Below are 14,569 nucleotides of genomic sequence, written 5' to 3' on the forward strand. Positions count from 1 at the left end.
TATTGAAAATTGATTATTTCTTACTTGCTGTCTTTCTGGAGGCCATAAATATCGCTGTCAGTTCGCTGGATTCTTTTAGTAATAATTTTATTTCATGTTTTTGAACTAAGTTTTCATCTAGAGCGAATTCCAACCAAAAGTTTGCCTCATCTACTTCTTCAATTACAATACTAATTTTAGCAATAAAACTGGCTTTTGATTGAGCGATACAAGTTGCACGATAATTTGCAGCAACTGATGTTGAACATCTAATTAATTGTCCTTTAATATGATTGGCTAAATATTCGTTTGGTAGTAGTTTTGTTAGCTTAATGCAGTTATGAGCAAATACTTTAGTTCTATGTTTTAATGCTTCTTTCATTAATAATCAATTATAGAGTATGAGTGATAATAGTCAATAATAATTAGTCAATAATCAATTGTTGACTTTCCATTGATGCGTCTCATCCTCAAAAATCTCTTTCCCAAAAACTGGAACATCAGCTTTAATGGCTTCTACTATATATTCTAAAGCTTCAAAAACTACTTTTCTCCTCGGCGAGGATACAAAAACAAATAGACATATTTCTCCTGCTCTTACAGTTCCTAAACTGTGATAAATGTGCATGCATGTCAATTCAAATTTTTCAAAAGCTGCTTCTCGTATCTCATGAAATTTTTGATTTGCCATATCTTCATAAGCTGTGTATTCGATTGCTGCAACTGTTTTTCCGTCAATCTCATCGGCACGTACTTGACCTAAGAAAATATTATGGGCGCCAATGCTGGTTTTTGTTTGGTGTTTATAAATAGAGTTTCCTATAAAATCAGATGATATAGCACCTTCTCTAAATACGTTTTTTGATTTTTTATTTGTCATTGTTTTAATGTTTTTTTATCCACCAGAAAAAGGAGGTAATAAGGCAATTTCTGCTCCAGTTAATTTTGCATCTAAAGACACCAATTCCTGATTTTGTGCAATTTGAAAATCTTTGTTTTTTAAGTTAGAATATTTAGTGTTTAGAACATCTAAAAGTTCTGAAACTAGACCTTCAGAGACTTCTAATTGTTCTATCTCTTTCTTGGTAATCTCGGAAATTTGTCCGAAATATTTAATGGTTATAAACATCCTCAATATGTTTTAATTCTTCTTTTGTATTTACATTTAATGTTGCATTGTGATAGGCTTCATCCAGCACAACATTTTTATAGTTACACGCTTTTATGGCTATTCGTAATCGGCGTTCATCTTGTTCTAAAAAACTTTTAAATGTGTCTTTTATACTACTCTTGTATAATGCAATTAAAGGCATGGTTTTGCCATTGCTTTCTGCTTGAATAATTTCTGATTCTTCATCAAATGCATCAATTAATTTTTGTAGTACAACTGTTGTTATTAAGGGAATGTCGCAACTCAAAACCAAATTATATGTTGTTTTTGAAGCCTTTAAACCAGAATAAATCCCAGAAATTGGTCCCGCGTTCTTTAGTGTATCATGGATACGTTTTAATCCAAATACATCATAAGCTGCAGCATCTGAAACAATCAAAATATCAGATACTAACGGCTGTAAAGCATCAATGCTATATTGTATAAAAGGCTTATTATTCAATTTTAGAAAACCTTTATCAGTACCCATTCTTGAGCTTTTACCTCCTGCTAAAATAATGCCCGTTATGTTTGCTTTATCTATCATTTTAAGTAAACATTAATTTTACGCAAGCGATGATGAGTACAACAGCTAAAATATATCTTAACCTCTGATTGTTTATCTTTTTACTACCATAATAACCACCTAAAACGCCTCCTATTAAAGCAATAGCTACAAGTAAAAACGAACCACTTTGTAACGATACACCACTTTGTAGTTGCCCTATTAAACCAGCAGCAGAGTTTACCCAAATAAATAGGGCAGAAACGGCTGCAGCTTCTTTCATATTACCCCAATGCAATAACAATATGATAGGTGTTAAAATAATACCACCACCAATACCTATTAGCCCTGAAAAGAAACCTATTATGCTACCAACAATTATCCCTTGCCACAGTTTTACAGATGTAATACTATCGCTTTCTTTCCCAAATACATTAAGCATTTTTAGAATAGCGAAGATGAGTAATACTGCTAAAATCTTTTTATAAATTGAAGCATCAACTTCTAAAGTACCACCAAAATACGCAAATGGAATTGAGGCTATAGCAAAAGACATAAATAGTTTTTCATTAAAATGTCCCGCCTTAAAGTAATAGTAAAACGAAATGCCTGCTACAAAAATATTAAGCAATAGGGCAGTAGGTTTCATAGTTTCTGGTGCAAAAGAAAATAACGCCATTAATGCCAAATACCCACTTGCACCACCATGCCCCACACTGGCATACAGAAATGATACTATAGGTAGTATGATGAGGAATAGGTATATGTTTTCTATTTGTAGCACTTATGTTAATTTATTCAGTCTTTGTCATGTCGAAATGAGGTACGATTGAGACATCTCATTATTCTAGTGAGATTTCTCAATGTGTTCGAAATGACAAGCGTTTAATATTTTAATTATAGTTTTTCAATTCTAGCCAGTTCCTTATCCAAAAACTCCCAACAATTCCTATTAATTTCATCAAAAGCTGTTACTAAAGACTTTCCATAGTCAGTTAATTCTGCACCACCGCCACCTTTACCACCTATACTATTTATGGTTACAGGTTTTTTTGCAGATTTATTGACCGAGTCTAAAAGTTGCCATGCCTTTTTATAGGAGATATTTAATGATTTTGCAGCTTTAGATAAAGATCCTGTTTTTTGAATCGCTTTTAGTAAATGCACTCTGCCTTCGCCTAGAAGTACATTGTCTTCAGATTCAATCCAGATGCGGCTTTTTATTTTGTATCCCATAGCTTTAATTTGGTAATAAAATCACTTGAATTTCATCTCCTGTTTTAATATTAGTTACATCTTCAGCTGCAAACACTAAGGCATTCGCTAAAGCAAAAGTTTGTAGCATTGATGAATTCTGACCATCTAAAATTTCAACCTCTCCATCAGTATAAATCCCTTTTAAAAATTGCGGTCTATCGCCTTTTTTTACAAAGCTATTTATGGTTTTAGCTGTAATTCTGGGTAATTCTAAATTTTTTCTATTCATCATACCCTGCAACGCGATATACACATATACATAAAAACAGGACAATGCCGCAGCAGGATTTCCAGGTAACGCAAAAATTTGAGTGTCCTGCTTTTTACCATAAAATAAAGGCTTCCCAGGTTTTTGTTTTACTTTATAGAACTGTTGTTGTACACCTAACGCTGTTAAAGCCTTACCCACAAAATCGTAATCGCCAACCGATATGCCACCTGTGATGATTACCAAATCATTAGTACCTATTGCTTTAGAAAGTGTATCGCGTGTCTTGTCGTAGTTATCTTCAACCTTATAAAGTGTGATGTCGTAAAACTTCAAATTATAAAGCGCACTCAGCAACATTTTAGAGTTGCTCTCGTATATTTTTCCATAGGGTAACTCTTGTCCAGCTTCTATTAACTCGTTGCCAGTAGTAACAATCGCGATATTTGGTTTTTTAAATACTGAAACCTCAGTAATACCAAGAGATAATAAATACCCAATTGCTGCAGGCGTTAATTTTGTACCTTTTTTTAAGGCAATATCTCCAGTTTTTACCTGTTCGCCCAAAGGACGGATATTTAGTTGTGGTTCAATGTGATTTGTTATAGTAATCACATCGCCATTAACGGCAACTTTTTCTTGCATCATTACAGCATTAGCGGTATCAGGCACAGGAGCACCTGTAAAAATTCTAACAGCTTCGCCTGGTTTTAGTTCAGGTTGGTGACCATCGCCTGCTTTTATCTCATCAATTAAGGTGTATGTTAGGCTTTTATTAAGGTGTAGCGCATAGCCATCCATAGCAGATTGCCTAAAAGGCGGCATATTGATAGGGGATAAAATATCTTCAAACAACTGATAGCCTCCAGCTTTTTCAACCTTTTTTAAGGTAGCTTGTTGTAAGGTTTTACCATTATTTTTTACAATTGAAATGGCTTCTGAAATTGTAATCATTTACGTTTTTCGTTATGTATCAGCAAATATAACGAATTGAAATTTCATCATAATATGATATTTGTCATATTATTTCCTGCTAAAATACAGGACTTTTATGTCCGAAATAAAAAACCAACAACTAAATGCCGATAAAAAGTTATTTGGCACATCCAAAAACTGGGGAGAAGCAAGCACTAATTGACGCCTTATCTCTTTTTAATGAATGTGAAATAGTACCCGCTACAAATCAAGACGTTGTGGTTGTGGTAACGGAAACATCAGACGACGCTTCTGATGCAGCTCTCAAAGAAAAGATAGAACAAATAGAAAGCCTAAAACTTTTAGCACTGGTTTCTGGTTTTAATACTCCAAAAAATTAACATAGGTATGTACAATTCAATATCCACTAGAAGAAATTTTATTAAAAAGATGGCGCAACTCTCTGCGATGACGGCTGCGGCTGCTATGTTTCCAGGTATATTATTTGCCGAAGAGCAAGAAGCGGGTATTCCAGATGGTGCCAATTTAGATTGGAAAAAAGGGCCCTGTCGTTTTTGTGGTGTAGGTTGTGGTATTCTTGTAGGAACACAAAATGGAAAAGCGGTAGCCGTAAAAGGCGACCCTAACAGTTCAGTTAATAAAGGCTTACTTTGTGTAAAAGGCTATCATCAAACTATGTGTATTCAATCCAAAGATAGATTGACACACGCATTGGTTAAAAAGAATGGTCGTTACGTAAAAACACCATTAAATGAAGCTTTAGATCTTGTAGCCAGTAAAATGAAATCTACCATTGAAGCACATGGTAAAGATGCTGTGGCAATGTATACTTCTGGGCAGTCTACAATTCCCGAAGGATATGTGGCTTCAAAATTAATGAAAGGTGCTATTGGTACTAATAATTTAGATTGTAATGCCCGTTTGTGTATGGCAAGTGCCGTAGCAGGGTTTTTAACCACGTTTGGTGCGGATGAGCCTATGGGTTGTTATGAGGATATAGACCATGCCGACTACTTCATAACATGGGGCAATAATATGGCAGAAATGCACCCCGTATTATTCTCCAGAATGTTAGAGCAAAAGACAAGGCGTGGTGCTAAAATTATTGATTTTGCTACCCGTACAACTCGCTCAAGTACTGCATCAGATAAATCTATTCTTTTTGAACCCCAAACCGATTTAGCGGTTGCTAATGCCATTTGTTATGAAATTATAAATAACGGATGGGTTAACAAATCTTTTGTTGAAAAGCACTGTAATTTCAGTAAAGGCTTAACTAATATGGGTTATGGGACTGAAGACAAGTTCAGTTTTAAAGATAAACCAACAAAAATAGATTTTGAAGCCTATAAAACATTTTTAAACGATTACACTCCTGAGAAAGTTGCCAAGTATTCTAAAGTATCAGCTAAGGATATCAAGTATTTGGCTTCTATTTATGGCGACCCTAATAAAAAGGTAGTATCGTATTGGTGTATGGGTATGAATCAGCATACACGCGGTACCTGGATGAATAATTTGGTGTACAATATTCATTTATTGACGGGTAAAATTTCACAACCAGGTAATGGTCCATTTTCGTTGACAGGGCAACCTTCGGCATGTGGAACAGCAAGAGAAGTGGGAACATTTACACACAAATTGCCGAAAGGTGTAGTAATGAATGAAAAGCACCGACGTTTGGCTGCTAAAATTTGGAAAGTGCCTTACGAGCGCATTCCATCGAAACCAACATACCATACTACAGAAATGTTTAGGGCGGTTGATCGTGGTGATATTAAATTTATATGGACTCAAGTTACAAACCCATTGGTGTCTTTACCAAAAACAAGTCGTTACCGTCCAGCAATGGAAAAAGAGTCTTGTTTTGTGGTAGTTTCTGATGTGTTTCCAACGCCAACATCTGATGTAGCTGATGTGATTTTACCTGCATCATGGCATATTGAAAAAAGTGGTTTATACGGAAACTCAGAACGACGGACTCAGCACTGGAATAAAATGGTAGAAGGCCCTGGAGAAACCACTCCAGATGCGTGGATGACTATTGAGGTGGCTAAACGTATGGGCTACGGCGATTTGTTTCCTTATAGCAAGGAAAATCACGTTGAAGAAATTTATAACGAGTACCGTCAGTTTCATGAAGGCGCAAAACACGGTATGGCACCGTTAGAGGTTTTAAAGAAAGAATCGGGTGTAATCTGGCCTTATGTAAATGGTAAATCTACCCAATGGCGTTTTAATGCGAAATACGACCCCGCTTGTAAAGAAGGTTCAGATTTTGATTTCTATGGCAAACCAGATGGAAAGGCTGTGATTTGGCAGCGTCCTTATGAGCCTGCAGCAGAATCGCCAGATAACGAATACCCGTTTTGGTTAAATACTGGGCGTGTTATAGAGCATTGGCATACAGGCTCTATGACCAGAAGAATACCTGTATTGCATAAAGCCATGCCAGAGGCTTATGTAGAATTTCATCCAGAGGATGCCAAAGCTCTGGGTATACGTGATGGAGAACGTATAAAAGTGAGTTCTAGACGTGGTAGTTGTGTACTGCCAGCGTCCATTAATAAGCGTGGATTACCAACACGCGGACAGGTGTTTGTGCCGTTTTTTGATGAAAACATGATGATTAATGATGTGACATTGGATGCCTTTTGTCCTATTTCCAAAGAACCAGATTTTAAGAAGTGTGCGGTTAAAGTTGAAAAAGCATAATATATGAAAAAGCGACTCGGAATTATTTCACTTTTTGTACTGCTCTTTATAGCTTTTATTACCATTTGGAATTTTAGTTATCAACAAGGTTTGGAAGAAGCCTATATTCCAGTAGAAGAGCGTAGTTCTGATTATTATTTACCGTCAGAAGCTGGAGTTTTTGAGCGTTCTGAATATGCTACAGAATATGCTAATATGCCTGTTGATGAAAACCATCAACGATTACTGAAAGATTATTATAAAAACAGAGCCTACCATGGTGCACCACCAAGTATTCCGCATCCTGTTGAAGAAATGAATTTAGGCGATAATACATGTTTAAAATGCCATCAAAACGGTGGATTTGTAAATAAATATAAGGCGTATGCACCTGTGACGCCACATCCAGAAATGATTAATTGTAGGCAATGTCATGTAGCACAAAATAGTAATACGCTATTTAAAGCTAATAATTTGGCGCAGGTATATGCACCAAAAGTGGGTATAAATAATGCTTTAATTGGTACACCGCCCATGATACCACACCAAATACAAATGCGGGAGAATTGTTTATCGTGTCATGCAGGACCAGCGGCTCCTAAAGAGATAAGAGTAACACATCCAGAGCGTGTTAATTGCAGACAATGCCATGTGCCAACGGATAAAGTTGTTTCAGAAATAACACCTTTTTCAAGAACTAAAATAGATAGCAATGAATAGAAAACTCTACAAATATAGTTTAGCATGTGTGTTTTTGGTTGTGCTTTTTTCTTGTAAGCATAACGAAGGTGAATATCATAATTTGAATGATAAAATTAAAGCCGAAAGTAAAAGCTATCATGGGACTTTATCTTCTGAAGCATTGATTGATGGTATTAAAACTGTTGAAATTACTGAAGGCGGCCATACCTTTTTGATTCCTGAACGTAAGAGTCAAATAAAATCATTCGCTTGTATTGAATGTCATAATGTTGGATTGGACAAATTACAAAGTAAAGCTATTAAGAAAGCACATTGGGATATTGCTTTGGCGCATGCTGATGAAAACACCATGAATTGTGCTACCTGCCATAACGGAGAGGATATGAATGCTTTAAATACGTTAACAGGAAATAAGGTTGATTTTAATAAAAGTTATAAGCTGTGTGCACAGTGTCATTCTTCGCAATTTGAAGATTGGAAAGGTGGTGCGCATGGTAAAAAAGTAGCAGGTTGGGCACCACCTAGAGCATCATATACATGTGTGAATTGTCATAATCCGCACGATCCAAGTTTTAAATCGAGGTGGCCATCACGCTATAATACAGAGCAGGTTGAAGCGCCTACAGCAGAATCTGGTCATTAAATATTAAGGTATGAGTGAGAATAAAAAATGGTATTCTTTAGATTTAGGGTTGAACAGAAAAAAATCTGGCTCTAATTCTTGTAGCTGCGGTAAAACCGAAGGCGGATGTGGTAGTCATGAACCAAAGATGACCGATGACGCTTTTTTTGAAGCAGCGGTAAATGCATCGATAGGTGATGAAGTAAAGAAAGATGGTTTTGAGCAGGTGTTTGATGTTAAAATGGATAGACGTACCGCGTTTAAAAAATTAACAGCAAGTTTATTGATTGGTGCTGGTGCTGTAAGTACATCATGCAGTGTGATAAGCGGTGATGAAACCAAAGAAAAAGCACAAATAGATTGGGAAGAGCAATTTAAGGGCAATTACAAATTGATGACAGATGAAGAAAAGGAAGCCACGGTAAATAGATTGATGCGCTCTTATGAACTGCGAACGGGTAAAAATATTAGCATGACGCATGAAAATGCACAGGACGATGTGTTGTTTGGATATGCTTTTAACATTTCGAAGTGCCAAGGGTATATGGATTGTGTAAACGCTTGTATTGAAGAAAATAATCAGGATAGAAATTCGCAAATGCAATACATCCGCATACATGAAATGAAAGATGGCAAAGGCTTTAATTTTAACGAAGCTGATGATAATTATTACCACGAAGTGCCTGCGGAGGGGCATTTTTACATGGGAACTCAGTGTTTTCATTGTGATAATCCGCCATGTGTGGAGGTGTGCCCTGTACAGGCTACTTGGAGAGAAGATGATGGTTTAGTGGTTATTGATTACGATTGGTGTGTGGGTTGCCGTTATTGTATGGCTGCTTGTCCTTATGATGGCCGACGTTTTAATTGGAGTAAGCCTGAAGTTCCTGAGAATGAAATTAATAAGAATCAGCATTATTTAGGAAATAGAATGCGCAAGAAAGGCGTGATGGAAAAATGTACGTTTTGTGTGCAACGCTCTAGAAAAGGACAAAATCCTGCTTGTGTTGAAGCTTGCCCTACTGGTGCACGTATTTTTGGGAATTTATTAGACCCTAAGAGTACGATTAGATGGGTGTTGGAAAATAAGAAGGTGTTTAGATTGAAAGAGGATTTGGGTACAGAACCTAAGTTCTGGTATTTTATGGACTAGATGTTGAGTGTTTATTTGTTGAATTGTTTAACCTGTTGCATTGAAACGAACGATTAAACATATAAACGCATAAACGATTACACAAAGAAGAAATGGCGATTGCAAGTATAAGTTATGCTTAGGGCAGGTAGTAGAATTTGCAAACACGCCCCGCGTTAGGGATTGCAGAGGAAAGCCCACAGCCCGACGCAGGAGGTGCGAGGACTTGTAACGGAAAGCCCGACCCTTTAGGGTAACGCCCAAATAGAATAAAGTTGAAGTGTTTTAATTGACATACAGATGAGACGATTAAAAGTTTTTAAGAATTTAGTGATTGATAGTTTGGATACCATTACAAAGGGCTCTAAAAAGTATCATGTTTGGATGGGGTTTTTAACCTTTGTGATGTTGGTTGGCATGTATTGTTATTCTATTCAGTTAAAGGAAGGGCTGAGTGTTACGGGAATGACCGACCGTGTGAGTTGGGGGCTGTATATTTCTAACTTTACGTTTTTGGTGGGTGTTGCTGCGGCGGCTGTAATGCTGGTAATGCCTACGTATGTGCTTAAGGATATAGATTTTAAACGTTCTGTTTTAATGGGCGAGGGGCTTGCTGTGGCTGCCCTAATTATGTGTTTGGCTTTTGTGATTGCCGATATGGGTGGACCATCTGTATTGTGGCACATGATACCGGGGATTGGGGTGTTTAATTTCCCGAATTCTATGCTCACTTGGGATGTTATTGTGCTAAACGGGTATTTGTTTTTAAATTTAAGTATTCCGTTTTATATATTGTTTAGACGCTACCAAGGGAAGGTACCCAACCCAAAGGTGTATATTCCTGGGGCTATTTTATCGGTGTTATGGGCGGTGGCTATACATTTGGTTACGGCATTTTTGTATCAAGGGTTGCAGGCGCGTCCGTTTTGGAATAATGCGCTTTTAGGGCCTCGGTTTTTAGCATCGGCTTTTGCTGCGGGTCCTGCACTTATTATTTTGGTACTGGCAGTTATTAGAAGCTTTACGGCTTTTAAAATAGAGGATAAGACTATTAGGAAAATAGCCATGATTGTTACGGTGGCGGCACAAATTAATATTATTATGCTGGTCTCTGAGTTGTTTAAAGAGTTTTATGCGCCCACACACCATAGCGAAAGTGCCTACTACTTGTTTTTTGGATTGGATGGCAAAACAGCATTATTGCCTTGGATTTGGACAGCTATAAGTATGAATGTTGTGGCTACAGCTATTTTGACCATTGGTAAGCTGCGTAAAAATCTAAAAATACTGTATTTCTGTTGTGCTTTACTTTTTGTTGCTATTTGGATAGAAAAAGGGTTTGGGCTTATTGTGCCTGGGTTTATTCCAGGACCTTATGGTAAAATTATAGAGTACCTACCCACAGGTATTGAGGTTGGTGTTACTCTAGGTATTTGGGCTATGGGAGCCTTAATATTTACCATTTTAGCGAAGACTGCCATTGGTATTGAGTTGGGGGAGTTGAGGTTTAAGGAGGCTAAGTAAGTTTTTATTGTTTTTTTTGATAATTAAATCTTGGTATACTAAGGGAATCTACTACTTTACTCATCCGTCTATTGTGTTCCATCAATCTAAATAGTTTACAATATTTCTTATTTTTAGATTCGAGATAACAAAAATTTAATATTATGGATAAAAATTTTAGTATCTCGATTAGTACGCCGTGCTCAGAACAATTTAGTCAGTTTAAAAAAACAGCTACTGGAGGTTTCTGTAATTCTTGTAAAAAGGAAGTTATTGACTTTAGACAAATGTCTGATGCTCAAATTATCGATTATCTTAATAATAGACAGAATGGCATCTGTGGATATTTTAAATCATCTCAAATAAACAGACCTATGGTACACTCAACATTAAAAACAAGGACATTCAAATTCTGGAATGTTGCTGCAATAGCTATACTATCTTTATTTTCTTTACAGACTATTCAGGCTCAAGAGAAAATTGGGAAGATTAAAACAGAAACTAAAGTGATTGTAGATAATGCTTTGTTAACAGGTATTGTAGAAGATGAATCTGGACCTTTAGCAGGAGCGAATATTTTACTTAAGGGTTCTAAAATAGGTGGTACTGCAGATTTTGATGGTAAATTTAAATTTCCAAAACCATTACAGCAGGGTGATATACTCATTGTAAGTTATATTGGCTACGAACCACAGGAAGTTGTTATAAAACAAGATCAAAAGTTTTTAAAAATAAAGTTAACTGCCGCTGATATTGATCTATTAGGCGAAGTACAAACTTCTAAAGTGTATAGTTCTAAAGGTAGATAATATTCCTCTTTATGCGATGTTATTTGTTTTTTGTGCTTGTACTGTGCTGCTATGAAAATTATGCCCAGAAATCTGATTTTGAACATATTGATTTTAACAGGGCCGACAGTATAGCAAGACTCCATACTAATACATCCTTACAAAATCTGCCTCTGTTAGTACACCAATTAACTCATAATTTAAACACCCAAGTAGAACAGTTTAGGGCTATTCATACTTGGGTGTGTTTAAACATTGAAAGCGATCATTATTTTAGTGTAGCTACACTAAAAAAAAGAAGGAAACTGATACATGACCAAGAAGGGTTTTCTAAATGGAATCGGAAGGTACAGTCTAAAGTATTTAAACGTCTCTTACGTAATAAAAAAACCATTTGTTCTGGTTATGCCTACATACTTAAAGCTCTTGCAAATTTAGTTGGTATTGAATGTGAAACAATAGATGGCTATGGGCGTAACACAGAAAACAATGTGGGTAGTGTAGATTTCCCAAATCATTCATGGAATGTGGTAAAGCTTAACGGTAAATGGTATTTTGCTGATACTACCCAAGCTAGTGGCTACTACAACCTAGATGAATATACCTTTGTTAAAGATTATAATGATGGTTTCTTTTTGGCAGATCCTAGGCTTTTTGTTAAAAATCATTATCCCATTAATAATAATTGGTTGTTGTTAGATGGTAGCCAGCCATCTTTGAATGATTTTGTGAATGCACCAATAATTTATGGAAGTACCTATAAATATGAGGTTATTCCCAAAACCCCTAAAGCGTTAGTAACACGAATTAATACAGGAGAAGTAATTATTTTTCAATTTGATGTGTTAAACTCATCCTACTTAGAGGATATTAAATTGGTAACAGATAGTAATGTTAGAGCATTAAAAATTAACAAAAGGTCTCATAGTAATGGTATATTGGAGTTACAATGTATTTTTGATAAAACTGGAGTATACGACGTACATGCCAAGGTTGGTAATACTATTATTACATCTTACACTGTAAAGGTTTTTAATTCAAAAACTAAGTAATTTGAGGAGGCTTTTTTATATTTTATAGATACCATTTTTAATGGCATATAATACTAAGCCTATTCTGTTTTTTGCATTTAATTTTTGAAATAGGTTGTCTCGATAGCCGTCTATTGTTTTAGGACTCAAAAACATTTTATCAGCTATTTCTCTATAGGTTAATTCAGAACATACAAGTTTTATAAATTCTAGTTCCCTTTCCTTCAACTGTATTTTGTCTGAACCATCATCTGTTAATGATTTTACTAAGACATCTGATACGTCTTTGGTATGATAATACCCTTTTTCAATAGTTTCTATTAATGCTATTTCTAAAATATCCTTTTCTACATCTTTTAGTAAATAACCTTTTGCTCCTGCTTTTAGCATTTTAATAATGGTATCGTCATTCTCTTCAACTGAGAGTGCGAGTACTTTAATTTGGGGATATTCATTCTTAACGACCTCTGTAGTCTCAATACCATTTAAAATTGGCATATTAACATCCATAAGAATGATATCGGGAATATTAGTTGGTGTTTTTAGTTTGGTTAATAATTCCTTGCCATTTTTACATGTATATAATACCTGAAACCCTTCAAAAGAATTTACCAAACTAGCTATGGCCTGAGATAATAAAGTATGGTCTTCAACCACTACCAATTTATGTGTTTTCATCGCTATATGGGTATGAAATAGTTAGTTTTGTACCCTGTTCGGGTTGAGTTTCTATAGTAGCACTAGCATTTACCAATTTAGCTCTATTTTTTATGTTGCTTATACCAATGCCAGAACTTTCCTGATCTTGTAAACGGAAACCTATACCGTTGTCTTTAGCGGTTATTATCAGCTCCTTTGGCGTATAATTTAAGGTTATGTTTAAATGGGTAGCCCGGGCATGTTTTATAGTGTTTGAAAAGAACTCTTGCAAAATTCTAAAAAACACAATTTCAGCTTTATGATTTAAGTTTTTTTTATTTCCAACAACGCTAATACTTGATTTTATAAACTTAAGTCTGTTAAAACGATCTATTTCATCATTTATGGCTTGCTCAAGAGTCATTTTTTTTAAAGCGTCTGGGTTTATCAATTTAGATAATACCCTAACTTCTTTGATGCTTTTATTTATAGTTGCTTTTATCTCATTAATATCAGTATTAGTTTGTAATTGTATTTTTGCCAAGGTAAGTAATTGCCCAATATTATCGTGTAATTCCCAGCTTATGTTCCTAAAGGTTTCTTCTCTAATTTCTATCTGGGCCTTTGATATTTCCTGTTCAAAACGTTGTTTGGCGTGTTGTTTTTCTAACAATAGTTCGTTTTTCCTTCTTCTAAAAAGTAGGAAAAGTGAAATCATGGTTGATACTACGGAAAACAGTACAACCGAAGATATAATTAGTACTGATTGTATTTCGTTTTCGTCCATGTAAATCCAATAATAAAACAACCATAATAAACCAAATTAAGAAAGAATAAAATGATAGTAAACGCTGAATTAAAAATCCAAACATTAAAATATTTTGATAATAAAATAAAAGGTATCATACCAACATTAAAGAGTACCAAAGCTATAGTTATCCAAAAACTGAGTTTATACTTAATTTTTAAGGCGTAATCATCAGCATTAATTAAATCATGTAAATGGAAACCCGTTAGCACAAGTAAAAAAACAGCACCAAAAACAAACACATACTTATGGTAATCAACCTGGGCACCACAAATAAAATACATAAGAACAAAAAGAATACTAAGTATAATGATTACTTTTTTTTGAAGCTTATTTTTTAATATGGTATGATACCACCAAAAATAGAATAAAAAGCTTAAACCAGTATAAGCATAATAAAGCCAGATATTATTGATGATTGTATACTTGCCTACTAATTTTCCTAAAATAGTATCAATTATAAATGTTAGTATTAAAAAATGTAAAAAATAGCCTTCGGAGGAATACCTGTATTTCTTGTAATTTATGGCAGCACTGCAAACAGCTAAAAACTCGAATAAATTAATAGAATAACTTAAAATCGTTGTATAGTCAATATTCATTTATTCGAGTTTA

General features: G+C 35.1%; 18 protein-coding genes. 8 read left to right on the forward strand and 10 right to left on the reverse strand.

The window, feature by feature from the left end; genetic code table 11:
- Positions 1 to 13: 13 nt before the first annotated feature.
- The 7 genes from JS605_RS16110 to JS605_RS16140 all read right to left on the reverse strand — a co-directional run bounded on the left by JS605_RS16110 (position 14) and on the right by JS605_RS16140 (position 4,053).
- Complete coding sequence (locus tag JS605_RS16110; RefSeq protein ID WP_203258758.1) at positions 14 to 361, reverse strand: four helix bundle protein; 348 nt, start codon at positions 359 to 361, stop codon at positions 14 to 16.
- A 54-nt stretch (positions 362 to 415) separates the two neighbouring features.
- Positions 416 to 859 carry a molybdenum cofactor biosynthesis protein MoaE gene (locus JS605_RS16115; RefSeq protein WP_203258759.1) on the reverse strand — a complete coding sequence of 148 codons (444 nt, stop codon included), beginning with the start codon at positions 857 to 859 and terminating at the stop codon, positions 416 to 418.
- 15 nt (positions 860 to 874) lie between these two features.
- Positions 875 to 1,108, reverse strand: coding sequence for a MoaD/ThiS family protein (locus tag JS605_RS16120; RefSeq protein WP_203258760.1), 234 nt, complete (start codon positions 1,106 to 1,108; stop codon positions 875 to 877).
- On the reverse strand, positions 1,092 to 1,676 hold the full coding sequence (gene mobA / locus JS605_RS16125) for a molybdenum cofactor guanylyltransferase (RefSeq protein WP_203258761.1): 585 nt from the start codon (positions 1,674 to 1,676) through the stop codon (positions 1,092 to 1,094). Before mobA ends, JS605_RS16120 begins: the two co-directional genes overlap by 17 nt.
- 1 nt (position 1,677) lies before the next feature.
- Positions 1,678 to 2,418 carry a sulfite exporter TauE/SafE family protein gene (locus tag JS605_RS16130; protein WP_203258762.1) on the reverse strand — a complete coding sequence of 247 codons (741 nt, stop codon included), beginning with the start codon at positions 2,416 to 2,418 and terminating at the stop codon, positions 1,678 to 1,680.
- Positions 2,419 to 2,531: 113 nt separating this feature from the next.
- Positions 2,532 to 2,870, reverse strand: a complete 339-nt coding sequence (locus tag JS605_RS16135; RefSeq protein ID WP_203258763.1) for a winged helix-turn-helix domain-containing protein — start codon at positions 2,868 to 2,870, stop codon at positions 2,532 to 2,534.
- A gap of 4 nt (positions 2,871 to 2,874) precedes the next feature.
- Positions 2,875 to 4,053, reverse strand: a complete 1,179-nt coding sequence (locus JS605_RS16140) for a molybdopterin molybdotransferase MoeA (protein ID WP_203258764.1) — start codon at positions 4,051 to 4,053, stop codon at positions 2,875 to 2,877.
- Between the two features lie 125 nt (positions 4,054 to 4,178).
- On the opposite strand from JS605_RS16140, the gene JS605_RS16145 reads away from it, so the two are divergent.
- The 8 genes from JS605_RS16145 (at position 4,179) to JS605_RS16180 (ending at position 12,528) form a co-directional block, all read left to right on the forward strand.
- The gene (locus JS605_RS16145; protein WP_203258765.1) at positions 4,179 to 4,415 is read left to right on the forward strand and encodes a hypothetical protein; all 237 of its coding nucleotides are present in this window, start codon (positions 4,179 to 4,181) and stop codon (positions 4,413 to 4,415) included.
- Positions 4,416 to 4,422: 7 nt separating this feature from the next.
- A complete protein-coding gene (locus JS605_RS16150) occupies positions 4,423 to 6,750 on the forward strand; it encodes a molybdopterin-dependent oxidoreductase (RefSeq protein WP_203258766.1) in 2,328 nt (775 codons plus the stop codon).
- Positions 6,751 to 6,753: 3 nt separating this feature from the next.
- Positions 6,754 to 7,449, forward strand: a complete 696-nt coding sequence (locus tag JS605_RS16155) for a nitrate reductase cytochrome c-type subunit (protein WP_203258767.1) — start codon at positions 6,754 to 6,756, stop codon at positions 7,447 to 7,449.
- Positions 7,442 to 8,074, forward strand: a complete 633-nt coding sequence (locus tag JS605_RS16160; RefSeq protein WP_203258768.1) for a multiheme c-type cytochrome — start codon at positions 7,442 to 7,444, stop codon at positions 8,072 to 8,074. Before JS605_RS16155 ends, JS605_RS16160 begins: the two co-directional genes overlap by 8 nt.
- Positions 8,075 to 8,084: 10 nt before the next feature.
- A complete protein-coding gene (locus tag JS605_RS16165) occupies positions 8,085 to 9,206 on the forward strand; it encodes a 4Fe-4S dicluster domain-containing protein (RefSeq protein WP_203258769.1) in 1,122 nt (373 codons plus the stop codon).
- Between the two features lie 279 nt (positions 9,207 to 9,485).
- Complete coding sequence (dsrP, locus tag JS605_RS16170) at positions 9,486 to 10,709, forward strand: sulfate reduction electron transfer complex DsrMKJOP subunit DsrP (protein ID WP_203258770.1); 1,224 nt, start codon at positions 9,486 to 9,488, stop codon at positions 10,707 to 10,709.
- A gap of 143 nt (positions 10,710 to 10,852) precedes the next feature.
- Positions 10,853 to 11,497 (forward strand): carboxypeptidase-like regulatory domain-containing protein, encoded by a 645-nt coding sequence (locus JS605_RS16175; protein ID WP_203258771.1) that lies wholly within the window; start codon positions 10,853 to 10,855, stop codon positions 11,495 to 11,497.
- A gap of 32 nt (positions 11,498 to 11,529) precedes the next feature.
- Complete coding sequence (locus JS605_RS16180) at positions 11,530 to 12,528, forward strand: transglutaminase domain-containing protein (RefSeq protein WP_203258772.1); 999 nt, start codon at positions 11,530 to 11,532, stop codon at positions 12,526 to 12,528.
- Positions 12,529 to 12,543: 15 nt separating this feature from the next.
- On the opposite strand, the gene JS605_RS16185 is transcribed toward JS605_RS16180, so the two are convergent.
- From JS605_RS16185 to JS605_RS16195, 3 genes are read right to left on the reverse strand one after another with little or no spacing between them, the layout of a single operon-like run.
- Positions 12,544 to 13,185 (reverse strand): response regulator transcription factor, encoded by a 642-nt coding sequence (locus JS605_RS16185; protein WP_203258773.1) that lies wholly within the window; start codon positions 13,183 to 13,185, stop codon positions 12,544 to 12,546.
- On the reverse strand, positions 13,172 to 13,933 hold the full coding sequence (locus tag JS605_RS16190; protein WP_203258774.1) for a sensor histidine kinase: 762 nt from the start codon (positions 13,931 to 13,933) through the stop codon (positions 13,172 to 13,174). The genes JS605_RS16185 and JS605_RS16190 overlap by 14 nt, the downstream gene beginning before the upstream one ends.
- Positions 13,903 to 14,556 (reverse strand): hypothetical protein, encoded by a 654-nt coding sequence (locus JS605_RS16195; RefSeq protein WP_203258775.1) that lies wholly within the window; start codon positions 14,554 to 14,556, stop codon positions 13,903 to 13,905. Before JS605_RS16195 ends, JS605_RS16190 begins: the two co-directional genes overlap by 31 nt.
- Between the last annotated feature and the right edge of the window lie 13 nt (positions 14,557 to 14,569).

This window comes from Hyunsoonleella ulvae (assembly GCF_016827605.1).
In the GTDB taxonomy this organism is placed as follows: domain Bacteria; phylum Bacteroidota; class Bacteroidia; order Flavobacteriales; family Flavobacteriaceae; genus Jejuia; species Jejuia ulvae.

Coding starts and splice junctions, on each gene's coding strand:
- JS605_RS16110 (WP_203258758.1), bottom strand. CDS start 361: ATGAAAGAAGCATTAAAACATAGAACTAAAGTATTTGCTCATAACTGC.
- dsrP (WP_203258770.1), top strand. CDS start 9,486: ATGAGACGATTAAAAGTTTTTAAGAATTTAGTGATTGATAGTTTGGAT.
- JS605_RS16165 (WP_203258769.1), top strand. CDS start 8,085: ATGAGTGAGAATAAAAAATGGTATTCTTTAGATTTAGGGTTGAACAGA.
- JS605_RS16190 (WP_203258774.1), bottom strand. CDS start 13,933: ATGGACGAAAACGAAATACAATCAGTACTAATTATATCTTCGGTTGTA.
- JS605_RS16195 (WP_203258775.1), bottom strand. CDS start 14,556: ATGAATATTGACTATACAACGATTTTAAGTTATTCTATTAATTTATTC.
- JS605_RS16185 (WP_203258773.1), bottom strand. CDS start 13,185: ATGAAAACACATAAATTGGTAGTGGTTGAAGACCATACTTTATTATCT.
- JS605_RS16160 (WP_203258768.1), top strand. CDS start 7,442: ATGAATAGAAAACTCTACAAATATAGTTTAGCATGTGTGTTTTTGGTT.
- JS605_RS16120 (WP_203258760.1), bottom strand. CDS start 1,108: ATGTTTATAACCATTAAATATTTCGGACAAATTTCCGAGATTACCAAG.
- JS605_RS16155 (WP_203258767.1), top strand. CDS start 6,754: ATGAAAAAGCGACTCGGAATTATTTCACTTTTTGTACTGCTCTTTATA.
- JS605_RS16145 (WP_203258765.1), top strand. CDS start 4,179: ATGCCGATAAAAAGTTATTTGGCACATCCAAAAACTGGGGAGAAGCAA.
- JS605_RS16115 (WP_203258759.1), bottom strand. CDS start 859: ATGACAAATAAAAAATCAAAAAACGTATTTAGAGAAGGTGCTATATCA.
- mobA (WP_203258761.1), bottom strand. CDS start 1,676: ATGATAGATAAAGCAAACATAACGGGCATTATTTTAGCAGGAGGTAAA.
- JS605_RS16140 (WP_203258764.1), bottom strand. CDS start 4,053: ATGATTACAATTTCAGAAGCCATTTCAATTGTAAAAAATAATGGTAAA.
- JS605_RS16135 (WP_203258763.1), bottom strand. CDS start 2,870: ATGGGATACAAAATAAAAAGCCGCATCTGGATTGAATCTGAAGACAAT.
- JS605_RS16150 (WP_203258766.1), top strand. CDS start 4,423: ATGTACAATTCAATATCCACTAGAAGAAATTTTATTAAAAAGATGGCG.
- JS605_RS16175 (WP_203258771.1), top strand. CDS start 10,853: ATGGATAAAAATTTTAGTATCTCGATTAGTACGCCGTGCTCAGAACAA.